Source organism: Metaplanococcus flavidus, from assembly GCF_042675885.1.
Classification (GTDB): domain Bacteria; phylum Bacillota; class Bacilli; order Bacillales_A; family Planococcaceae; genus Planococcus; species Planococcus flavidus.
In genome coordinates this window covers 1-23,649 of record NZ_JBHTKI010000002.1, presented here as the reverse complement: position 1 = coordinate 23,649, position 23,649 = coordinate 1, and the positions used below count along the sequence as shown (strand labels likewise).

Below are 23,649 nucleotides of genomic sequence, written 5' to 3'. Positions count from 1 at the left end.
AGCTTAACGGGCGCTGTCGCTTTTCTCTGTCCAGACTCCAGCGGCCCAGCTCTTCGGGTCATAAGCCACTTTGGCTGTGCGGCTGAAAACACGCCGCTTCGCCAAATCGTCTTATGCCTTTCAGAGCTTAACGGGCGCTGTCGCTTTTCTCTGTCCAGACTCCAGCGGCCCAGCTCTTCGGGTCATAAGCCACTTTGGCTGTGCGGCTGAAAACACGCCGCTTCGCCAAATCGTCTTATGCCTTTCAGAGCTTAACGGGCGCTGTCGCTTTTCTCTGTCCAGACTCCAGCGGCCCAGCTCTTCGGGTCATAAGCCACTTTGGCTGTGCGGCTGAAAACACGCCGCTTCGCCAAATCGTCTTATGCCTTTCAGAGCTTAACGGGCGCTGTCGCTTTTCTCTGTCCAGACTCCAGCGGCCCAGCTCTTCGGGTCATAAGCCACTTTGGCTGTGCGGCTGAAAACACGCCGCTTCGCCAAATCGTCTTATGCCTTTCAGAGCTTAACGGGCGCTGTCGCTTTTCTCTGTCCAGACTCCAGCGGCCCAGCTCTTCGGGTCATAAGCCACTTTGGCTGTGCGGCTGAAAACACGCCGCTTCGCCAAATCGTCTTATGCCTTTCAGAGCTTAACGGGCGCTGTCGCTTTTCTCTGTCCAGACTCCAGCGGCCCAGCTCTTCGGGTCATAAGCCACTTTGGCTGTGCGGCTGAAAACACGCCGCTTCGCCAAATCGTCTTATGCCTTTCAGAGCTTAACGGGCGCTGTCGCTTTTCGTAAGTTGAATATTACTGTGATTTATTGTAAAATGATTGAGGTTTTTGAAGTTTATTTGACTCAAAGGCAAATTGAAGAATAGGGGGTATGATTCATGCAAAATCATACACACAACGTTTTACTATATTATTTATATTCACCGATCGAGGATCCGGAAACGTTTGCAGCTGAACATTTGGCGGCCTGCAAGGAACTCGAATTGAAAGGGCGCATTCTGGTTTCCCATGAAGGAATCAATGGAACTTGCTCAGGAACACTTGAACAGACAGAAGCTTACATGGAGATGATGAAAAGCGATGAGCGTTTTTCGGATATCGTCTTTAAAATCGATGCAGCTGAAGGGCATGCGTTCAAAAAGATGCACGTCCGCGCGAAAAAAGAAATTGTCCATCTGGGACTTGAAGAAGATATCAATCCGAATGAATTGACTGGAACCTATCTGGAGCCAGCTGAATTTTATAAACGTATGCAGGACCAGAATACAATCGTGCTTGATGCACGCAATGACTATGAATATGACCTTGGCCATTTCCGGGGAGCAGTCCGTCCGGATATTGAAAACTTCCGAGATCTGCCGGAATGGGTCCAGGAAAATAAAGAAATGTTCGAAGGCAAGCAAATTTTGACTTATTGCACAGGGGGAATCCGCTGTGAAAAATTCTCGGGCTGGCTGAAAAGAGAAGGGTTCGAAGACGTTGCCCAATTGCACGGCGGAATCGCCACTTACGGAAAAGACCCTGAAGTGAAGGGGGAGCTGTGGGATGGCCAACTTTACGTTTTTGATGAGCGTATCGCGGTGCCGGTCAATCAGGTCGAACACGTCGTTGTCGGCAAAGATCATTTCACAGGTGAACCTTGCGAACGCTATGTTAACTGTGCAAACCCTGACTGCAATAAGAAAATTCTCAGCACGGAAGAAAATGAGCATAAATATATGCGTTCATGTTCTGATGAATGCCGCGAACATCCGCGCAACCGCTACGCATTTGAACACGGTTTGACTGGCCCGGAAGTGCAGGCGAGGCTCGATGCGTTAAAACAGACTACAGAAGTTTAATTGGAAAGTTGAAAAAAGCTGCCCCAATAAGGCAGCTTTTTTTAGGCTGTCGAGAAACTGTCCACTTCTCCAATCATTGCGCTCTAGGCGGACGCTTTCCTCGGGGAGCTGCCTGAGCCTCCTCGCTCGCTTCGAAAAACCGATGCTCCTGCAGCGTTCCACGCTTCGTCGCAAAGGTTCGACCGAATGGTGTTCGGTCAAACCTTCCCTGCGGGGTCTCAGGACTAGCTCTGGTTCCCGATGGAGTCGCCGCCTGCCGCTTCATTCTGTTCTGATAATGCAAGTGTTCACCTTCTCACATACAACACATTTAAACGTCTATTCCTTTATAGAAAAAGAGCTGAGATATGGAGCAAAACAGCGCAGACGCCCAGGGGAGCAGGCGAATGCCGACGAAGTGCAAGATCCACTCGGACGAAGTCCTGAGTTAGCTCAACGCGAGCCAAGGGTTGGCCGAAGGTAGTTCGGCCGAGTCTTTGCGACGAAGCTAGCGCAGCGATGCAACGGTTTTTCATGTCTCGAAGCTAGCGTAGCGATGCAGAGACAGGAGCAGCCTTAAAATTGTGCTCCTGCAGTGCTACGCACTTCGTCGCAAAGGCAATATCCTCGCAGGCGTCGGATACTGCCTTCGAAGCTGTTTTGCGCAATATCGGTTTTCATATTTCTTACTCAAAAAGTTTAAAAAGCTGCCCCAATAGGGCAGCTTTTTTAATGTTATTCATTTCTGCAAAATGTTCATGATTCTTCCTCTGCGCAGTTGAAACAGACAATTTCACCTTCCACGTAGACTCCTTCGAGAAAGCCGTCACGGCAAAAGATGTCCTTCCCGCAATTCACGCATGGGCCGACGAGTTCAAGCATCTGCAAGACCGTCAGCGAATATGTACATCGCTTCACGTAAATATTTGGCTAAGCCAGCTCCATGGCGGTCAATGTTTCTGGCGAATCGGCTATCATTGGCGTAAAGATCCCCAAGTCCGCGGAACATCTTCGGTGAGCAATTATAAAAGCGATCCAGCAAATTATAATAAGCTTTCATTTCGATTTGGACTTCCGGTGATTCCGGTGGAAGATGCATCAGACTGGACACGGCGTTGTAAATCCGGTCTCCTTCCCGATTAATTTCCTCCAGGTCCTCTTCTTCTTTCTCCGGTTTTTCGGTTGCCGTGGCAGTTGAAGTGTTCGAGTTGTCAACCTCTTCCTCTTCAACAACAGGTTCCGGTTCTGTGAAGTTCACTTCTTCAAGAATTTCTTCTTCTTCAATAAATTCTTCAGTGACATTTTCCGGGCTGTCGGCAGTCTCTTGTACTGGAGCGTCCAAATACATTTTAATATTGTCGTCTTTTTTCTTGATGCTGAACGCAGCAAAGCGTTCCTCATTTGACAATTCCCTGACGCCTGCATATTCCAGCTGAGTCTGCTCAGCATTCTCGATCAATTTCTCAATGCGTTCTTTTTTCTTGCGCAATAATGCTGTGTGTTGAGTCAGAGCAAATGTGGCATCAAAGCCTTCCGCCACCAATTCCTGGATCTTTTTGAGCGAAAAACCGACTTCCTTCAAAAATAAGATGTGCTGGAGCAGTTTCAAATCATCGTCATTATAATAACGGTACCGGTTGGATCCTATATTCGAGGGTTTCATCAAACCGATGCTGTCGTAATGATGGAGTGTGCGGACACTGACTCCTGCTATTGTTGCTACTTCCTGTACTTTGTACATAATTTATCACCTCTTCCATTTGATTAGACTATGACGTTCCGTAAGTGTCAATACCTTTTAAACTTTCTTCAATAAATTGCTACTTTCAGCACGGGGATTTCTTGTTTATTAAGAACAAAGAAATATAGGGACGAATGAAGATAGAAACATGTTATTTTCTGATTTGTCTGTTATTTTAAATGGAGATGTGAAATAATGGATGTGAAAGCGCTTTCTTTAATAGGGCGGCACATACGAAGGAGGAAAGAGATATGAAATTAACGAATTTTGTGAATGGTAAATGGCAACAATCGGATGGCGCGAAGTTCACTGCTGTTATAAATCCCGCGACCGGAGAAGAATTGGCGAGAGTTCAAATGTCGTCTACCGGGGACGTGGACGAAGCTGCGGCGGCAGCTAAAGCGGCACAGAAATTATGGGCGAAAGTTCCGGCGCCGAAACGTGCTTCCTATTTATATGAAATCGGACGGATCATGAAAGAAAGAAAAGAACAGCTGGCACAAGTTTTGACAAAAGAGATGGGCAAAGTGATAGAAGAAGGGCGGGGCGAAGTACAGGAAGGCATCGACATGGCTTTTTATATGGCGGGCGAAGGGCGGCGGCTGTTCGGTGAGACGACCCCCTCGGAGCTGGCGGATAAATTTGCCATGAGCATCCGGTCGCCTATTGGCGTTGTCGGTTTGATTACTCCGTGGAATTTTCCTGTGGCAATTGCTACCTGGAAGTCGTTTCCCGCTATCGTGGCAGGCAACACATTTATCTGGAAGCCGGCAACCGAGACGCCGATGATGGCTTATGAAATGGGTCGCATATTTGAGGAAGCCGGTCTGCCGGAAGGGGTGGCCAATATCGTGTTCGGTGCAGGTTCGGAAGTGGGAACGGCAATGATTGAACATCCTGATATCAAAGTGATTTCATTTACCGGTTCCACAGAAACCGGCAGGAAAGTGGCAGAGGCAGGCGGCCGCAACCTTAAAAAAGTTTCACTTGAAATGGGCGGAAAAAACGCCGTGATTGTTATGGAAGATGCGGATTTGGATTTGGCTGTGGAAGGCATATTATGGAGCGCCTTCGGAACCGCCGGCCAACGCTGCACTGCCTGCAGCCGCGTCATAGTCCATAAAGATGTGAAAGAAGAACTACAGAACAGGCTGCTGGAAAAAATGCGTGGTTTGACGATTGGCGACGGAATTGACGAATCCATCAAAATCGGCCCGGTCATCAATAAGAAAGCGCTTGAGAAAATACACGGTTACATCGAAATTGGGAAAGAGGAAGGCGCTTCACTTCTTGCAGGCGGTGAAATCCTGACCGGCGGCATTTACGATAAAGGTAACTATTACGCACCGACATTGTTTACGGATGTGGAAGCTTCCATGCGGATTGCACAGGAAGAAATTTTTGGTCCCGTAATTTCCATTATCGAAGTCGACAGTTTTGATGCGGCGATTGAAGTGAATAACGGGGTGATTTATGGATTGTCGAGCTCGATTTACACGCGTGATGTAAACCGGGCTTTTGCAGCGCAGCGGGACCTGGATACGGGAATCGTCTATATTAATGCCGGAACGACCGGAGCAGAGATACATTTGCCTTTTGGCGGCACCAAAGGTACCGGCAACGGTCACCGGGATTCCGGAGTAGCGGCGCTCGATGTCTTTACAGAATGGAAATCGGTTTACGTTGATTTCAGCGGTAAATTGCAGCGCGCCCAGATCGATAATGAAATTTAAAGAGGAAGGGGACGGCGAATATGAAATTTGCAGTATTGGGTGCGGGATTGATGGGCAAGCAGGCGGCAGCTGACCTTATTCAAAACGACGCGGTGGAATATGTCTATTTGGCAGATGTAAATATCGATAAAGCAGAAACTTTCAAACGGGAATTGAATAGCGAAAAGCTGAAAGTGGTCTATCTCGATGCAAACGACGATCGATCTTTGAGATCCGTCATATCAAAAGCTGATGTGGTAATTAACGCGCTGTTTTATACCTTTAATGTAAAAGTTGCAGAAATAGCGGTCGATTGCGGCGTCCACGCTGTAGATCTTGGCGGGCACATCGGTGGCGCAACGGATGCGGTGCTGGATCTTCATGAAAAAGCCGAAAAAAAAGGAGTGACACTGATTCCGGATCTTGGCGTCGCCCCCGGAATGATCAATATTCTGACTGGCCATGGTGCTGGAAAGCTGGACCGCGTCAATGACATTAAAATCCTGGTCGGCGGTATTCCTGTCCATCCTGAACCACCTCTCCAATACAATCACGTATTTTCATTGGATGGTGTTTTTGATCATTATACCGATCCGTCACATGTCCTTCGAAACGGAAAACTGCTCGAAGTTCCTTCTTTGTCGGAGATTGAGCACGTGCAGTTTGAAGAGTTTGGGGAACTGGAGGCTTTCCACACATCCGGCGGCACTTCGACATTGACGGAAACATTCAGCGATATTGATAATTTAGAGTATAAAACGCTCAGATACAAAGGTCATGCAGACAAATTTCAACTGCTCGTCGATCTCGGATTTACGGATCGTGACAAAACAGTCAATATCGAAGGGCGGAATATCAAAACACGTGATGTGCTGCGGGAAGTTTTGACACCCATTACGGAACTTGAAAATAAAGTAGATGCAGTTGTTCTAAGGATTCATGTTACGGGCACAAAAGGTGGAGAGGAAATTGTTATTTCCTATAATATGGTAACAAAAAAAGATCCGCAGTCGGGAGTGACCGCAATGGCAAGGGCTACGGCATTCACCATTTCCGTGGTGGCACAGATGATCGGAAATGGCGTCATAGACAAAAGGGGATCTTATCCGCCAGAGCTCATTGTGCCGGGCGATGACTATATCAGGGAAATGGCGAGGCGGGGAGTCAACATACAAGAAACCATGGAGCGCATCGTAATCCATTAAGTAAAAATCCCGTATCAGGAGGTTACTGTGATGAATTTCAGCTTTTCCGAAGAGCAAACGCTATTAAGAAAAACGGTAAGGCAATTTGTGGACAATGAAATCATTCCCCACATTGCTGAATGGGACAACAAAGGCAGTTTTGATCCTGTAATATGGAAGCGGCTGGCAGAAATTGGTTTGATGGGGGTCTGCATTCCGGAGAAATATGGCGGAAGCGGTATGGATTATAATTCTCTTGCCATCGTCTGTGAAGAGTTGGAAAGGGGGGATACAACCTTTCGGACAGCGGTGTCCGTTCATACCGGATTAAATTCGATGACTATTCTTCAATGGGGCACGGAAGAACAGAAACAGAAGTTTTTATTGCCGCAGGCCAAGGGAGAAAAAATCGGAGCATTCGGATTGACCGAACCGGGAGCGGGTTCTGATGTAGCCGCGCTTGCAAGTACTGCGGTCCGGGAAGGCGAAGAGTATATATTAAACGGCCAAAAAACCTGGATATCCCTGTGCGATTCGGCTGATCATTTTATCGTATTTGCCTATACCGATAAATCGAAAAAACATCAGGGCATCAGCGCTTTTATCGTTGAACGCGACCGTGAAGGATTTTCATCCAAAGCGATCAAAGGAAAATATGGCATCCGCGCGGGCAATACCGGGGAATTGTTTTTTGAAGATGTCCGCATTCCTGTCGGAAACAGGCTGGGAGAAGAAGGCGAAGGCTTTAAAATTGCGATGGCGTCACTCGATAATGGCCGATTTACAGTTGCCGCGGGTGCGTGCGGATTAATGAGCGCCTGTATTGAGGAAAGTGTCCGCTATTGCCATACACGTTCAACATTTGGAAAATTTATCGGGGAACATCAGTTGGTGCAGCAAATGATCGCCAAGATGGAAGCGGGATATCAGATGAGCCGGTTATTGGTATATCGTGCAGGCGAATTAAAAAATCAGGGTATCCGAAATACTCGGGAGACTTCTCTGGCGAAATGGCAGGCATGTGATTTTGCAAACCAGGCGGCGGACGATGCTGTGCAAATCCACGGTGCGTACGGTTATTCGGATGACTATCCGGTTGCCCGTTTTTTGCGGAATTCAAAGGCGCCGGTTATATATGAAGGAACCCGTGAAATCCACACCATCATGCAGGCGGAGTATGTATTGGGACTGAGGGAAGACAAGAGCTTGAACAAAATGCTCCCCCAATGGCCATTTGAAGAATGAAACTCCTTTGCTCAGGCAAACGATTAAATAAGAAAGCCTTGAAGACAGTTACTTCAAGGCTTTTTCTTCTGTTCAGACTACCGTTTTTCTTAGTGTCATTAATCTTTAAATTCAGCTGGACTTGGAATGAACATTTTCAGTTTTTTCGGCAGGACTTCTATATCTGCCGGCGTTTTTAGATAAATCTCCCCGTCCGTGTCGATATCCATCGGAGAATCGGTCGCTATGCTGATGCGATTGCCCTGGTAATGGCGGATGTGGGCCATCTCTTCTACAGGGGAATCCGGTTTGGATAACGAAAACCATTCTAAAATAGCTGCAATTGAAGAAGTCTGAACGATAAAAACATCGAGAAGACCGTCTGTCGGATCAATGGAATCCATTGGGAAAGCGTGGGTTCCGATTGATTTTCCATTCATGACGAGTGCCAGCACGCCACTTTCTTCATGCTCAACTCCATCGACTGTGAGATGAATCGGAAAGGGTTGAATTTGCCGCAGTGATTGGAGTCCGCTCATAAAATAGCTCAATTTCCCATATCGTTCCTTCAATAAGGGGTCAATATTTGTTGATGCATCCGTAATGATTCCAATGCCGGCAAAGTTAAGGTAAAAATTGCCGTTTATACTGGCAGCATCGATATCTGTTATTGTGCCTTTGGCAAGAGCTTCGGCCGCCAGCGTCAAGTCCATTGGAATTTCAAGCGTTCGAGCGAAGTCGTTGCATGTGCCGCTCGGAATTATACCCAGTGCGGGAGGGGAATCCACATCGGATAATGCCTGAACAGCGTCGTGGATCGTACCATCCCCACCTGCCACAAATAATGCATCGATATCGGCAGGTAAATTTCTGCACACCTCCATCAATTCTTCCGGGCTGTTTGTCTGAATGAGCTCCAGTTTTTTTGAAACAGCAGCTATAACTGGCGCTGCCATTGCAATAACGGAGTCTGCCGTGGACGCTCCTGCCTGTCCGTTATACAATAATATAGAATGTGAAAATTTTGGCACGGTGCTACCTCCTAAGTTTTATCTTATAACTACAATTCCACTGAGAGCTTACCCGTAAACTAAGGTGAATGATACTAATGTAAAATAGGCGAGGAGATTGAAGCGATGACAGAAAAAATTTATTACAACGATACTGCAGTCAAAGAAGCCACTGCCAATGTAATTGAACATGGTGCAGATGACAAAGGGAACTATGTTGTCCTCGACCGCAGCTGTTTTTACCCTGAAGGCGGCGGGCAGCCGGCAGACAGGGGTGTTATTGGAGAGGCGGAAGTCCTGGATGTACAAACAGTTGACGGTGAAATCCGCCATTATACATCACGGCCGCTGGAAGAAGCGGAATATTTGGCAGTTGTCGATTGGGAGCGGCGCTTCGACCATATGCAGCAACATACCGGCCAGCATTTATTAAGTGCGGTTTTTGAAAAAGAATTTGGTATGACGACAAAAAGTTTTCACCTGGGCACGGAGCGGGTTTCCATCGACCTGGATGTTCCGGGTATTCAACCCGACCAGATAAAAAGAGTGGAGGAGCAGGTGAACTTCTTCGTCCAGCGGCAAATTCCGATTGAAACGGAATGGGTGACGCAAGAGCAGGCTGCAGGGCTGCCGTTGCGAAAAAAACCGGCAGTGGAAGGAGATATCCGGCTTGTGAAAATAGCGGATATAGACATCAATGCCTGCGGGGGCACTCACCTTCGAAATACAGCGGAACTTGGCTTGGTCAAAATCATTCGTATGGAAAAAGCGAAAGGTGCTACTCGGATCTATTTTCTGTGCGGAAATCGGGCGTTGAATCATTTTGATCTGCTTCAATCCGTCACGGACCAATTGACAAAAAGTTTAAATGCGCCGGCAGCCCAATTGCCGGAAGCGGCCACTGCCATGTTGATTGACAGGAAAGATAAAGAGAAACAGCTCAAAAAAGTTGGTGCTCGATTGCTCGAGTTGGAAGCGGACAGTCTGCAGCCGGAAAATAATATGCTTATTAAAAGTTTCGAGGGTCGACCGGTTAAGGAAGTTCAGCAATTAGCGCAATTGAAGACTCAAAAATGTCCTGCTCTTTACGTGCTGTTCATGGTTCCGGAAGAATTGCATCTGCGCTTTGTCTGTGCGAAAAGCAAAAACTCACCGGGAGATATGAAACAGGTATTAGAAAAAATCCTTAAAAGCGATGGGGGCAGTGTCGGAGGCACAGAAAATATCTCACAGGGCAGCGTTTCTGGAAACGGAAATTCGGAAATCTATACAATTTCCTTTCAGGAATTAATTAAAGAAATTACATAAATTCTGTAACTTTCCTGTAACATGGCTGTCTAATAAGTAAAAGCAGGCAGAAAGGATGTGGGCAACTCATGAAGAAAAGAAGTTTATGGCTGGTTGCGGCCGCGATTATTGCAGCTATTGGAATCGGCTTTGCCTTTATGATTGATAAAGTATCTATAAGTGCGTCTTCCATTGCGTTAGCGGAGCAAGGATGGAAAGCCAATTTTTCTTCTGAGCTTCATCCGGATGCGATCGAAAAAGGGTATATCTATCTGACGGATGCGGAAGAAGAACCGGTGGATGTTGAAATGACATTGCTCGAAAATGGCAAAACGTTAGAAATTCCAGAAATATCCACAGGAGAATACATCCTGCATGTGGAAAATTCGGCCATCAAAGGCAAAATGTTAAAAAGCCTTACTAACAACCGAGTGCCTTTTACCGTTCAGGAAGAAATTACTGCACTTTCAAGCGAAGAAGATTTAAAATCCTATTTCAAGCAATTGCTTGAATTGCAGAAGAGCAACGAACGCTACGGAGCTTTTGGTGAAGGTGATGGTATGTCGGGTGAAGAATCCGCGTCGAGTGATACTGCCTCATCCGGGGAAAGCGGCAACCATTCTTCCACCAATAATCAGGTGGAGGGGGTCGATGAAGCGGATATGGTGAAAACAGACGGCTCCTATATTTATTCCATCAGTGATTCGCGAGTGCTCATTACAGACGCCAGAAATCCCGGTGACTTAAAAGAGGGAGCGGAAATACTGCTTGAACCTGAAATGTATGCGCGGCAACTGTTCCTGTCCGGAGATACATTAGTGGTGATGGGCAGCCAGTACAGCATGGCGCCAATGGAAGCGAAAGTCGGTATGGAAGAAACTCAACATATATCAATGACCAGTGTATTCTTTTACGACATCAGTGATCCGGCATCCCCTCAATTTCTTCGGAAACTTGGAACGGAAGGAGACTTGAATGGGGCAAGGCTCACTGAAAACATTCTTTATTACGTAACGAATGTGTATCCGAACATCTGGATGATGGAAGAAAGTGATGACATCGAACTTCGGCCAAGAACATTTGATTCGAATGATGGAAAAGAATTTTCAACCTTGCCGTATGACCGAATATCCATTCTTCCGGGAACGATGGAAGGCAGCTACAGCATTGTATCTGCAATCGACCTGAGCAACCCGGAAGAAAATGACTTGTCGACAGAAGGGTTTCTCGGTGGCAGCGAACAGCTTTATATGACAAAGGAAAATCTTTACCTGACTGCAGCCGCTTATGTGCCGATGGATGACAGGGAAGTGGATGAAAATGTCTCCATGGATATATGGATTCCCCAATCGGCGAATACGGAAATATTCAAATTTGCTTTGGAAGGGACAGACATTAATTACATGGCTTCAAATGAAGTGAAGGGGGCCTTGCTGAACCAATTTTCAATGGATGAGTACAATGGCTATTTCCGTATAGCCACCACTGAAGGGTTTGCATGGGATGAGGCTGCCCCATCAAAAAACCATCTGTTCATCCTTGACGGCGGGATGGAACAAGTGGGTTCTGTTGAAGATTTAGCCCAAGGCGAGAGAATCTATTCAGCCCGCTTTTTAGGAGACAAAGCGTATATGGTGACATTCAAGGAAACAGATCCGCTGTTTGTTATCGATGTCTCCACCCCTTCTTCCCCGGAAGTGCTGGGAGAATTGAAGATACCAGGATTTTCAAATTATTTGCATCCTTTAGGTGAAGACCATCTTATCGGCTTCGGTTCTGATACAAAGCTGGTGGCTGGAAAAGAAGGCGAAGCCCGGGTTGTTACCGGCGGGATGAAGATTTCATTATTTGATGTCAGTGATTTTGAAAATCCGGTTGAAAAAGATATTGAAGTAATCGGAGGGCAAGGAACGAGTTCAGCTTTACAATATGATCACAAAGCATTGTTTACACATCAGGAGAAAAATCTGTTCGGTTTCCCTGTCGCTCTCTACCAGGAAACGAATGGTGAATATATCGAGTTTGAAGGAGAAGGGGCAATGATTTATTCCATTACTCCGGAAGGTATTGAAGAGAGAGCGAACCTTGTTAAGGAAAGTTCCGGCCAATATGAGGATTGGCACAGCAGCATCCAGCGCATCATTTATATCGGAGACTCCTTGTATACCATAGCCAACAGTGAGATAAAGAGCTATGATTTGGAGACATTTGAAATTCTCGACAGTATTGAATATTGAAGACAATAAAAACGTGCCAGGAAATTTATCCTGGCACGTTTTTAAATTGACAGAAAAGGGAAGAACTAAAGTATTCTGAAAATTCACTGGAGGGATAATGCATGAAAGGTGTTACTTTTCAAGGTGTGAAAGATATTCAAGTTAAAAATGTTAAAGACCCGGAGATCCAGAAAAAGGACGACATTATTGTGAAAATCACTTCTACTGCCATTTGCGGTTCAGACTTGCATATTTATCAAGGTGCATTGCCGACGCATAAAGGCTATGTCATCGGACACGAACCAATGGGAATTGTCGAAGAAGTAGGTTCGGATGTAACGAAGGTGAAAAAAGGAGACCGTGTCGTCATTCCTTTCAATGTCAGCTGTGGTCAATGTTTCTTTTGCGAACATGATATGGAAAGTCAATGTGACAACTCCAACAGTAATCCACATTTCGACACAGGTGGTTATTTCGGATTTACGGAACGTTACGGAAATTATCCGGGTGGCCAGGCGGAATATTTACGAGTGCCATATGGAAATTTCTTGCCATTCCTCATTCCGGAATCCTCAGAGTTGGAAGATGAATCGGTCCTGTTCCTCTCAGATGTGCTGCCCACGGCTTATTGGAGCGTAGAGCATTCAGGGGTAAAAGAAGGGGATACAGTAGTTGTTCTCGGATGTGGACCTGTAGGTTTGATGGCACAGAAATTCGCGTGGCTGAAAGGAGCGGCACGCGTAATTGCGGTTGATGAACTTCCTTACCGCATGGAAATGGCAAAAAGAATAAATAATGTGGAAATTGTCGACTTCAGCCAACACGACAATACCGGAGCATTTATCCACGATCTTACCAAAGGAGGGGCACGTGTGGTCATCGACTGCGTTGGCATGGATGGCAAGAAATCCCCCGCGGAGGCAGTTCAGCAAAAACTGAAATTGCAGGGTGGAACATTGAGTGCCATCGATATAGCAAAAGATGCGGTCAGTAAATTCGGTGTCATCCAATTGACCGGTGTTTACGGCCTGACTTATAACATGTTCCCGCTTGGTAATATCTTCGAACGCAACGTGACGATGAAAATGGGGCAGGCGCCGGTTGTCCATCTGATGCCGAGAATATTTGAAATGATCAACAGCGGAGAATTGGATCCACGTGAAATCATTTCACATGTCATGCCGATGGAACAGGCAAGCACTGCTTATCAAATTTTCAATGATCACACAGATGACTGCACAAAAGTAGTATTAAAACCTTAACGAAGAGACTTTGATGTAATTTGAACGCTCCGCTTTGGCGGAGCGTTTTAATTTTTGTCCAGACTCCAGCGCCCAGCCCCTCGAGTCGCTTCAGCCTTTCCGTCAATGGCAAAGAACGCCATTACCGGCAAGGCTTCCAGCGCTTGTCGGGGCTAAACGGGCGCTTTCGCTTTTCTCTGTCCAGACTCCAGCGCCCAGCTCTGCGGTTCATAAGCCAGTTCAGCTAAGTGACAATGACTGCCAGTTCATCAGATTCTCAAACCACTTTTGCTTCTGTCTCTGCACCCGCTCGAGACATTTATTTTCATCGCCTGCTGCTTTATTCTGTTCTGTTTACAGAATGGAAGTGTTCTCTTTTCCACTTACAACATACTTAAACATGTATTCCTTGGTTGAAAGTGACTTGAGATATGGAGCAAAACAGCGAAGACGCCCAGGGGACCAAGCGAAGTGCTGAGATCCACTCGGACGAAGTGAAATGAGACCGAGTTAGCTCAGCACGAGCCCCCAGGCAAGCGGAGCTGTTTTGCGGAATATCGGTTTTAATGTTTCTTTTTCAACAAGCCGAAGAGATGGCAATGCCAAACGGGCGCTTTCGCTTTTCTCTGTCCAGACTCCAGCGGCCCAGCTCTTCGGGTCATAAGTCAACCAAGCTGCGTGGCAAAGAACGCCACTTCGCTGGTCTGCCTTATGCCCGTCAGAGCTAAACGGGCGCTTTCGCTTTTCTTTATTTACTCACGTGTTGTATCATTAATGGCATGTGTAAAGTGAAAGGTGGGAATCTGTGTGAATCAGGCTGGTGAAACTAGAAGAGAATTGGCATTGGATTGCTTTCTTTTGGCCGGAAAAATTATGATGGAAAGCGGAGCAGAAACATATCGAATCGAAGACACGATGATCCGCATGGCCGTTTCCCAGAAAATGATGGATTCCCATTGTTTTATAACGCCGGCTGGCATAATGTTTTCTCCGAGCAATGAGCTGGCAACAAGATTTGTCCGGATCAACAGTCGGCGCACGGATTTGGAGAAAGTGGCTTTAGTGAATGCGGTATCAAGAAGAATGGTAGCCGGAGAGCTGACGCTGCAGCAGGCATATGAAGAAATGCAGATTATTGACCAGACAGATTATTTTTTTCCGATACAAATTCAGGTGTTGGCAGCCGCAGTGGCAAGTGGCTGTTTTCTGATTTTGCTTGGCGGAGGCTGGGAAGATTTGCCTTTTGCATTCCTGATCGGAGGAACTGCTTTTTATATAATAGAAAAACTCCTGGAAACAACCAGAGTTAAGTTTTTTGCGGAATTCGTAGGAGCGCTGGTAATTGGGTCACTTGCCTCCCTTGTAATTTATGCAGGGTTGGGGCAGGATTTGGACACGATTATTATTGGATCTGTCATGCCGCTAGTGCCGGGCTTATTGATAACGAATGCAGTAAGAGACCTTATGGCTGGACATTTCGTATCAGGTTTGTCCAAAGGGGCGGAAGCGTTTCTGACAGCTTTCGCAATCGGTGCGGGAATTGCACTTGTACTTTCATTTTAGAGGGGGAATTGGATGAACTTGCCATTGGAAGCCTTACTTAGTTTTATGGCTGCAGGCGCTTTTGGCGTCGTTTTCAATACTCCACGCAGGACACTGGTCAGTTGTGGATTGGTAGGGATGAGCGGCTGGCTCATTTACCGGATGTATTTCCTCGCTTTCGATGATTCGGTTCAGGCAACTTTTGCGGGAGCATTTGTGGTTGCATTGGTTGCCCATATTCTTGCCAAAAAGTTTAAGATGCCTATGATCGTTTTCAGTATCGCTGGCATCATTCCTCTTGTTCCGGGAAGCCGCGCCTATAATTCGATGCGCAATATTGTCGAAAATAATTATTTGGAAGCCATCTCTTTCGCTGCTGATGCCCTGATGATATCAGGTGCCATTGCAATGGGGCTTGTATTTGCGGAAGTTCTGATGCAAATGGTTTTCAAGCAGCAGGCGAAAAGAATGCAAAAGAAAATCGGTATGTCACGGAGTTGAATCCGCGGCACACCGATTTTTTTATTGATTTATGGAAGTTTGTTTCATCCAGGATTCGAGTTCTGCTGCTGTCATCGGACGGCCAGTTATATATCCTTGGATGCTGTCGCAATCCATAGCTCTAAGCAATTCAAATTGCTCTTTCGTTTCAACGCCTTCTGCAACTACCTGCAGATCCAGGGACTTGCCGAATTGAATCATGCCGTTGATCAGCTTTTGCATCTTTTCCTGCTGGGTAATCGACTGGATGATATCCTTATCAATTTTTAAGCTGGAAATCGGCAATAACAACATATAACGGAATGAAGCATAACCCGTTCCAAAATCGTCGAGCGAGAAAGAAATCCCTTTTTGATGCAGTTGCTTCATCTGGCGGACAATCGAATGCTCGGCTTCCGCTTCCAAAGCAAATTTCTCCGTTATTTCCACAGTCAGTCGATTGGCATCGCAGCCATTAATGGTTAAATGTTCCATGAACAGCCTCGCCATATCTTTGTCACGGAATTCCCGTATCGAGGAATTAATGCTGACATTCATCGAAATGTCACGCGAATTCCAGTCGTTCAACTGGCGGCAGACGGTTTCGATGACAAACTTTCCTATTTCATGGATCATGCCATTTTCTTCGGCAATCGGTATAAGTTCATCAGGTGTGACAATGCCAGCTTCTGTATCCTGCCAGCGGACCAGCGCCTCGACGCGTTCAATATTACCCGTCTTCAGATTGACCTGAGGCTGATAAAGCACCTCGAGATTTTTCTTGTCCAGTGCGTGAATCAGGCGGCGTTCGATAAGGGCTTTCCGGTTGAGGCGTCCATGATCATCTGCTGTCAATGCCGATATGGCACTGCCACCACGCTCTTTTATCTTTTTGATTGTGGCATTTGAAGCTTTCATCAGATGAACGAATGTTTGCTGGTCTTCCGGATATCGCGTTACAGCTCCACTCACAGTCAATGGAATCGCAGTGCCCTGGATATAAATAGGGTGCTGTTGAAGGTAAGAAAGGAAACCTTCTATAAACCATTGGCTCAAAGGAGTGACCAAGGCGAACTCATGCAGGCCAGTTCTGGTTATCAGAGAATCAGAAAAGTACATACGGAGCCTCTTCGTAAATTCAATCAGCAATTCTTTTTCTGTATCGATATTGGATACATCGCGCAAGGTATAAAAATGATCGATATCAAAAAACACGAAAGAGAAATGCTTTCGTTCTTCGATGTACTCATTGACCACCTGCTCGAGGCGGTGGCGATTTTCCAAACCTGTGACAGAATCGATAAAAGCGATTTCTTCCAAGTGATGCTGGGTTTCTTTTGCTTCTGTGATATCTTTCTCCAAAAATATGTAATAAGTTTCAACGCCGGCAAGTTCCATTGGAATTGCTGTCAGATCAACCCAATAAAATTCGCCGTCCTTCTTCACTTTCTTGGCTTCACCATTCCACACTACGCCGTTTTTCAAAGTCGCCATCATATCTTCGATAATCTGATGGGTTTCTTCGGAGTCAACGAACATTTGCCAAATAGGTTTGCCGAGGATGCGTTTCGGCGTCCATCTGCTTAATTTCAAAAATAAGGGATTGGCATATGTAATTAAAAATTCCTCATCAAAATAAAGCATCATGAACGAATCATCCAGACCGCTTCGCAAACTTTCGAGTTCCCGAGCAGGTGAATCAGCCATCTGGGCTTCATCCATTTCAAAAATTGTAAGTATAAACTTTTCCTTTTCTGAACGGAAGACCTTCGTGACAACGGTAGTATAAGCCAAAGTGCCATCACCAAGTTCCACTTCAACATCCTCAAGACGTACCGGATCTTTGCTGTTTACTATCTTTTCCCATGAACACTTATATAGAGCAGCTTTTTCGGGATTCATGTAAGAACATTTCTGTCCTGTGATGGATTCCGAGTCGATTTGAAAAACTCTTTCTGCGTGGCGGCTGCACCAAACGGTTTGGCCGTTTTCGTTCATAATGATTATGGGAAAAGGGATATGGTTGAAAACGAGATTATCAGCCAGCAATTCTTGTAATTCACTCATTCCATAACGCTCCTTTTCCAAAGTCTATTCTCATTATAGGGGAGAAATGGAATATCGTCATCCTTTTCAAAACATTCATGTTTTATTTTAGAAAATAAATGCATTTAATGTCAATAATATAAGTTGAACTAATGATTTTTAATAACCGATATTCCGCAAAACAGCTACGCTTGCCAAAACCCGTGCTCCTGCATCGCTGCGCTAGCTTCGTCGCAAAGACTCGGCCGAACTACCTTCGGCCAACTCTTGGCTCGCGCTGAGCTAACTCGGTCTCGTTTCACTTCGTCCGAGTGGATCTCAGCACTTCGCTTGGTCCCCTGGGCGTCTTCGCTGTTTTGCTCCATATCTCTGGAGATATCTCTTAGCATTGAATCGGTAAATAAAATTCTATTGCTTTAGTTCAACTTATTTATCATACATTCGTCTTGTATGAAAAAATAGGAAATGATGTATTCTAATACTGACTAATCTAAATTGCAACTAAATAAATTATGAATTGCGATAAACGAAATATATATTATTGAATTATATATATACAGCAGTTTTGAAGATTAAATAAAATTACTACCCGTTAACAAAATATTGTGTAATAATAGTCAACATAATGATTCGAGTTTCGAAATGTTCAGGAGGCAATTTCTTTGAAGACAGTATTTTCCTACGCTAAACCATATACATTTTATATCGCTATTGCATTATTCCTTATGTTGCTGGAATTGTTTGTGGAATTGATCCAGCCTCTGGTGATAGCAGGCATCATCGATGATGGAATTGTGGCGGGGGACAGAGATGTAATCATCCAGCTCGGTATGCTGCTGATGGGTCTGTCAATTGTCGCTTTCGCTTCAGGTGTAGCCAACTCCTATTTTGCCGCCCACGTATCCCAAAGCTTCTCATTTGATCTTCGGAAATCGGTATACGGGAAAATCCAGTCATTTTCACTGGCAATGTTCAATAAATTCCCGGCTTCAGGTCTGATCACAAGATTGACAAGTGATGTCACGCTTGTGCAGCAAATACTGTTCATGAGTTTACGCATAATGCTGCGTGCGCCTTTACTGGTGATCGGGAGCATGATCATGGCATTTGTGGTCAATCCCAAACTCGCGATTTATTTGGTCATCGTTTTTCCGGTGCTATTGGCTTTCCTCTATATAATGGTGAAAAAAGGCGTCGTCTATTTCAGTTTTGTGCAGCAGCGGCTTGATCGCGTCAATCGGATGGTGCAGGAAAATCTGCAGGCAGTGCGTTTGATCAAAGCTTATTTGCGCGGCAAGTATGAAGCCAATCGTTTTTCTGAAGTAGCAGGCTCACTGAAAAATGACACGGTCAAAGCGTTTAGGATCATGGAAATCATCCTGCCGATTCTGCTGTTCGGCATGAACTTATCTTTGCTGGCAGTTTTGTGGTTCGGCGCGTTTGAAATTCAAAGCGGGGATGCACAAATTGGAGAGCTGGTGGCGATTGTCAATTACGCCATGCGAATGACCGGAGCATTCTCGATGTTTTCATTCATCATAATGGCTTTTGCCCGTTCGAAAGCGTCATCTGAAAGGATAGAAGAAATTCTTCTTGCTGAAGATGTTCGCGAAAAAGATGGCAAAGGGGACGCGGAAGTTTTGCGCCAGGGAGATGTCGTTTTTGAAAATGTATCATTCACTTATCCGGGGACTTCTGTCCCGGTATTGAAAAATTTGTCGTTCCATATCAAGCCTGATGAAAAACTGGCAATCATGGGAGCGACAGGTTCCGGCAAATCTTCAATGCTCCAATTGATCCCGAGATTTTATGATGTTACGGACGGCAAAGTGATGATTCACGGAAGAGATGTGAGAAAGTGGTCTCTGAGCGCTTTACGCAAAACAATCGGTGTAGTGCCGCAGCAGTCCCTGTTATTTACGGGAACAATTACAGATAACCTCTCCTGGGGCAAAGAACATGCGCAACAGGACGAACTTTCCGACGCAGCCATAAAAGCGCAGATTCACGATACAGTAGTGAGATTCCCGAAAGGCTATTTGACGCGTGTCGGCCAAAAAGGGGTCAACTTGTCGGGCGGGCAAAAGCAGCGGCTTTCCATCGCTCGGGCACTCGTCCGAAAACCCTCGATTCTGATTTTGGATGACAGCACAAGTGCGTTGGATGTGAAAACGGAAGCTGCCCTGTGGCAGGAAATGGAACAGGAACAAGCAACGATGTTAGTTGTTACACAAAAGATCCGTACAGCAATGCGGGCCGACCATATCCTTCTGCTCGAAGAAGGGGAGATTTCGGCATACGGCACCCATGCAGAACTTCTTGAGAGCTCCGAATTGTACAGAAAGATTGCGTTGTCGCAACAGGAAGAGGAGGTGGACGAATATGTTTGATGCCATTCGCCGCCCTTTCGGGTATGAACCGATCATCAAAAAAGAAGATCTGAAAAAAGATCCCGACAAAAAAACGGAACGTGCGCAAAACTGGAAATCCACGCTGCATCGTATCTGGAAACTGGTGGATGAACAACGATTTCTTTTGATTGTCGTGCTCTCTCTCGTGTTCGTCAGTTCGGCCCTGGCTCTTCTCGGGCCCTACCTGATCGGAAGAGTGCTGATCGATCAATACATCATTCCCGAACAATTCGGGGGAATGGGAATCATCATCGTGTGGCTGGTACTGATTTATATCGGCCATTCCGTTTCCCTTTACTTGCAGAATTACTGGATGGTGGGAATCGCACAGCAGGTTATTTACCGGATGCGCACGGGGTTGTTCAAGCACTTTCAGAACCTTCCTGTGTCATTTTTCGACAAGCGTCAACACGGCGAATTGATGAGCCGTATGACAAATGATGTGGAGAATGTCTCGGCAACGCTGAACACTTCATTCATCCAGGTGTTCTCGAGTATACTGACGCTCACAGGAACAGCGGTGGTCATGTTCCTCCTGAGTCCGTTGCTGACCCTTCTGACGTTTTTCATCATTCCGTTGATGTATGTGTCGGTTCGTTGGATTACAAAACGGACGGGGCGTTTGTACAAAGAACAGCAAAGGGCCGTTGGTGATTTGAACGGCATGATTGAAGAAACCATTTCGGGTCAAAAGATTGTCAAAGCATTCTCACAGGAACCACGGGTTATGGATGAATTTCTTGTAAAAAGTGAACGACTTCGCCGCGCCGGTTTCTGGGCGTGGACATATGCAGGTTTTATTCCGAAAGTGATGAACTTCCTGAATAACGGCAGTTTTGCCATTGTCGCAGGTGTCGGGGGTATACTGGCACTCAACGGATCGGTTTCGATCGGCGTCATCGTCATCTTTACGGAGTATTCCCGCCAATTCACGCGGCCGTTAAACGATTTGGCCAATCAATTCAATACAGTCCTGTCGGCTATCGCCGGAGCGGAGCGGGTCTTTGCGATTATGGATGAAACGGAAGAAAAAGATGACCTTGTGAAAAATGCTGACAAGGAATTCTTCGGGGAAGTTGAGTTTGAAAATGTTTCCTTTAAATATGAAGGTGCTGAAGAGGAATGGACCATCCGCGACCTGAGCTTTTCCGTAGGCATCGGGCAGACCGCTGCGTTAGTTGGTGCAACGGGAGCAGGCAAGACAACAATCATGCAATTGCTGGCCAGATTCTACGATGCCAATGAAGGCGAAATCCGGATTGATGGAACCCCGATATCCTCGATGCCGCGGGAAACGCTTCGCAAGCAGATCGCTTTTGTTTTGCAGGATCCATTCCTTTTCGAAACTTCGGTATATGATAATATCCGCTACGGCAAACTCGATGCAACGCAGGAAGACGTCATTGAAGCTGCGAAAAAAGCCAATGCACATGACTTTATCCAAAAGTTGCCGAATGGCTATGACACGGTAATTGAAGGTGATGGCTCCATGATTTCCCAGGGGCAGAAACAATTGCTGTCAATTGCACGTGCGTTGATTGCGGACCCGGTCATCCTGCTGCTTGACGAAGCGACCAGCAGCATCGATACCGTAACCGAATTAAAAATTCAGGAAGCGCTCGAACGGCTGATGGCCGGAAGAACAAGTTTCGTCATCGCACACAGGTTGAATACAGTGCGCCAGGCTGATCTGGTTTTTGTAATGGAAATGGGGAAACTGGTGGAATCCGGAACGCAGCAGGAACTATTGGAAAAAGAAGGTTTATATGCCACGATGCTGGCAGACGCGAAACTGTAGCAGAGGTTCCGAAGGATGGGCAATTATCCTTCGGAATTTTTTGATTAGCAGGCAACTCCCTTTGTGGGTATGATACGATAAATAAAAAAAAGGACAGGTGGTGCAAAGATGGATATATCTCTTTCAATTGCGTCGTTTCCACTGGATTCTGACACGATACAGGATATGAAGGAACTCTTGCAATTCGGCGATAAGGATTACAGCAAGCCTTTATTCTCTTCCAGTTGGGACCAATTCGACGCCAAAGGTTTTGCCGTGCTCGCATATACGGAAGAAAATGAACTGCTCGGTTTTGCCGCGGCACTGGACCTCATCGGGCTGGATTCCTATGAATGGTCTGTTTTCGTGCATCCCGGTTTCAGGAGGTTGACTATCGGCTCAGCATTGGCTGGTGGTGTGGATTACGGTTTTGAGCAGCGGCAGGCTGTAAATGGTGTCGCAGCCTTTATTGAAGAAGAAAGCGCCAAAAGTTTTATGGAGAGTCTGGGCTATCAGCCGGATTTTAAGGAAATAGAGCTTGAAGCGGAACCGCTGGAAGATTTTTCATTGCCGAAGGAAACCCTTATTGTTCCATATAACGGGGAACTGGAGGCGCTTGAAAGCCTTATGTCTTCGGCTTTCGATGAGGAGATCATTCCGGTTATCCATTATAATATAGAAAGCAGCGACAGGGCCGTTTTTCTGATGAAGCGAAACGGGGAGCTGGTGGCAAGCGCCGCGCTGGCGGATGAAGGGGGAAAAGAGCTTTGGATTACTGCGTTTGCCGTAAATCCGGCTGACCAGGGACAGGGCTACGGTAAGGCTTTTCTGTTATGGTGCCGATACTATGCTGCACTGCAGGGGAAAAAAAGGGTTGTCCTGGAAGTGGAAACAGAAAATGATGCTTTGGCTGTCTATCAGAAATCAGGTTTTAAACCGGTGCATACAGTAGCGTATTGGAAAAAACCTCAATTAAAATTCAAATAAAAAAGCCATCCAGCAGCGGATGGCGAATTGGATGATCAATTTCCTGAAGCCTCATAATCTTTGTCGGTTCCCTCCGGATAGGTCACTTCAATCTCGATGGACTCATAATCCGGTTCGATGCTGAATACTTCCGTAACTTTACTGATGACTTCCTCATCCGGCATATCTGCAGTCAACTCGAGTTCAGCCAGCGACTGTTCGATTTTATCAAAGGCTTCATTGCCTTCAAGGTTTTCATCGGTCAACTTGTTTTCATATTCGGCCCTTACCAAGTCGCGGTCTTCTTCATAGGAGATTTCTAATGCATCATCCTGGTCAGCATAATCGACATTCAGTTCGAAATCTGTGAAACCAAAGACTTCGCCGCCGACATTTTCCTCGGCGAGACCACCTTCAGGATTGGCACCTTCTGTACCGTCACTGGTTTCGGTGGCATCTTCCGTAATCGGTTTGGTGACCTGATCATCATCGCCGCAGGCACCCAATATAAGAATAGAGGACAATAGGAATCCTGTTGCAATCGGAAATTTTTTTTTAATCATATTTCCCATCCTTTCAATATTCTTTATTTTAGTCGAACTAATAATCTGGAGGACTCGATATTCCGCAAAACAGCTTGCTTGCCTGGGGGCTCGCGCTGAACTAACTCAAACCTCCGTGCTCCTGCATCGCTGCACTGCTTCGTCGCAAAGAGTTACCCTCGCAGGCTTCGGTCAACTCTTCGCTGTTTTGCTCCATATCTTTAGCGACTTCTCTCAGCGCCGGCGCGCCTCAGGACTGAGCGGAGAAATAAGACGAGTGCACTTCTCGGCTTATTTCGGGAGCTTTGTCCAAAGCGCCGAAGCGTTTATATTTATGCCAATTAATTAATTCAACTTACTTGAGTAAATTTCATAATTCCGAGACCTTGCGGCTCTAGGTGTGTAACGGCATGAAAATAGAGCACCTCCCCAAATCCTGTATAATGGTAGTCACCACAACAACA

Annotated in this window: 16 protein-coding genes; 12 read left to right on the top strand and 4 right to left on the bottom strand. The window is 46.1% G+C overall.

Features of this window, described 5'->3' with window-relative positions:
* The first annotated feature begins 864 nt into the window (after nt 1-864).
* The gene (gene trhO / locus ACFQ1X_RS00495; RefSeq protein WP_144840648.1) at nt 865-1,827 is read left to right on the top strand and encodes an oxygen-dependent tRNA uridine(34) hydroxylase TrhO; all 963 of its coding nucleotides are present in this window, start codon (nt 865-867) and stop codon (nt 1,825-1,827) included.
* 853 nt (nt 1,828-2,680) lie between these two features.
* Here trhO and ACFQ1X_RS00490 read toward each other — a convergent pair.
* A complete protein-coding gene (locus ACFQ1X_RS00490; protein WP_144840649.1) occupies nt 2,681-3,547 on the bottom strand; it encodes a MerR family transcriptional regulator in 867 nt (288 codons plus the stop codon).
* A gap of 251 nt (nt 3,548-3,798) precedes the next feature.
* On the opposite strand from ACFQ1X_RS00490, the gene ACFQ1X_RS00485 reads away from it, so the two are divergent.
* From ACFQ1X_RS00485 to ACFQ1X_RS00475, 3 genes are read left to right on the top strand one after another with little or no spacing between them, the layout of a single operon-like run.
* Complete coding sequence (locus ACFQ1X_RS00485; RefSeq protein WP_144840650.1) at nt 3,799-5,280, top strand: aldehyde dehydrogenase family protein; 1,482 nt, start codon at nt 3,799-3,801, stop codon at nt 5,278-5,280.
* Between the two features lie 20 nt (nt 5,281-5,300).
* Nucleotides 5,301-6,464, top strand: coding sequence for a saccharopine dehydrogenase family protein (locus ACFQ1X_RS00480; protein ID WP_144840651.1), 1,164 nt, complete (start codon nt 5,301-5,303; stop codon nt 6,462-6,464).
* A gap of 30 nt (nt 6,465-6,494) precedes the next feature.
* Nucleotides 6,495-7,688 carry an acyl-CoA dehydrogenase family protein gene (locus ACFQ1X_RS00475; protein WP_144840652.1) on the top strand — a complete coding sequence of 398 codons (1,194 nt, stop codon included), beginning with the start codon at nt 6,495-6,497 and terminating at the stop codon, nt 7,686-7,688.
* Between the two features lie 98 nt (nt 7,689-7,786).
* Here the strand turns inward: ACFQ1X_RS00475 and ACFQ1X_RS00470 are convergent, their stop codons facing one another.
* Nucleotides 7,787-8,698, bottom strand: coding sequence for a diacylglycerol/lipid kinase family protein (locus tag ACFQ1X_RS00470; RefSeq protein WP_144840653.1), 912 nt, complete (start codon nt 8,696-8,698; stop codon nt 7,787-7,789).
* Nucleotides 8,699-8,803: 105 nt separating this feature from the next.
* Here ACFQ1X_RS00470 and ACFQ1X_RS00465 point away from each other — a divergent pair, with 105 nt between their 5' ends.
* The 5 genes from ACFQ1X_RS00465 to ACFQ1X_RS00445 all read left to right on the top strand — a co-directional run bounded on the left by ACFQ1X_RS00465 (nt 8,804) and on the right by ACFQ1X_RS00445 (nt 15,464).
* Nucleotides 8,804-9,985, top strand: a complete 1,182-nt coding sequence (locus tag ACFQ1X_RS00465) for an alanyl-tRNA editing protein (protein WP_144840654.1) — start codon at nt 8,804-8,806, stop codon at nt 9,983-9,985.
* 68 nt (nt 9,986-10,053) lie between these two features.
* Nucleotides 10,054-12,201, top strand: coding sequence for a beta-propeller domain-containing protein (locus ACFQ1X_RS00460; protein ID WP_144840655.1), 2,148 nt, complete (start codon nt 10,054-10,056; stop codon nt 12,199-12,201).
* A 101-nt stretch (nt 12,202-12,302) separates the two neighbouring features.
* Nucleotides 12,303-13,442 (top strand): zinc-dependent alcohol dehydrogenase, encoded by a 1,140-nt coding sequence (locus ACFQ1X_RS00455; protein ID WP_144840656.1) that lies wholly within the window; start codon nt 12,303-12,305, stop codon nt 13,440-13,442.
* Between the two features lie 786 nt (nt 13,443-14,228).
* A complete protein-coding gene (locus ACFQ1X_RS00450) occupies nt 14,229-14,984 on the top strand; it encodes a threonine/serine exporter family protein (RefSeq protein WP_144840657.1) in 756 nt (251 codons plus the stop codon).
* A gap of 12 nt (nt 14,985-14,996) precedes the next feature.
* Nucleotides 14,997-15,464 carry a threonine/serine exporter family protein gene (locus tag ACFQ1X_RS00445; RefSeq protein ID WP_144840658.1) on the top strand — a complete coding sequence of 156 codons (468 nt, stop codon included), beginning with the start codon at nt 14,997-14,999 and terminating at the stop codon, nt 15,462-15,464.
* Nucleotides 15,465-15,485: 21 nt separating this feature from the next.
* On the opposite strand, the gene ACFQ1X_RS00440 is transcribed toward ACFQ1X_RS00445, so the two are convergent.
* Nucleotides 15,486-17,510, bottom strand: a complete 2,025-nt coding sequence (locus tag ACFQ1X_RS00440; protein WP_144840659.1) for a sensor domain-containing protein — start codon at nt 17,508-17,510, stop codon at nt 15,486-15,488.
* Between the two features lie 641 nt (nt 17,511-18,151).
* Between ACFQ1X_RS00440 and ACFQ1X_RS00435 the strand changes: the two genes are divergently transcribed.
* The 3 genes from ACFQ1X_RS00435 (at nt 18,152) to ACFQ1X_RS00425 (ending at nt 22,664) form a co-directional block, all read left to right on the top strand.
* On the top strand, nt 18,152-19,879 hold the full coding sequence (locus ACFQ1X_RS00435; RefSeq protein WP_144840660.1) for an ABC transporter ATP-binding protein: 1,728 nt from the start codon (nt 18,152-18,154) through the stop codon (nt 19,877-19,879).
* Nucleotides 19,872-21,698, top strand: coding sequence for an ABC transporter ATP-binding protein (locus ACFQ1X_RS00430; RefSeq protein ID WP_379080882.1), 1,827 nt, complete (start codon nt 19,872-19,874; stop codon nt 21,696-21,698). The genes ACFQ1X_RS00435 and ACFQ1X_RS00430 overlap by 8 nt, the downstream gene beginning before the upstream one ends.
* A gap of 108 nt (nt 21,699-21,806) precedes the next feature.
* On the top strand, nt 21,807-22,664 hold the full coding sequence (locus ACFQ1X_RS00425) for a GNAT family N-acetyltransferase (protein WP_144840662.1): 858 nt from the start codon (nt 21,807-21,809) through the stop codon (nt 22,662-22,664).
* Between the two features lie 35 nt (nt 22,665-22,699).
* On the opposite strand, the gene ACFQ1X_RS00420 is transcribed toward ACFQ1X_RS00425, so the two are convergent.
* Entirely contained in the window at nt 22,700-23,206 is a 507-nt protein-coding gene (locus ACFQ1X_RS00420; protein WP_144840663.1) for a YusW family protein, read from the bottom strand.
* Nucleotides 23,207-23,649 lie beyond the last annotated feature (443 nt).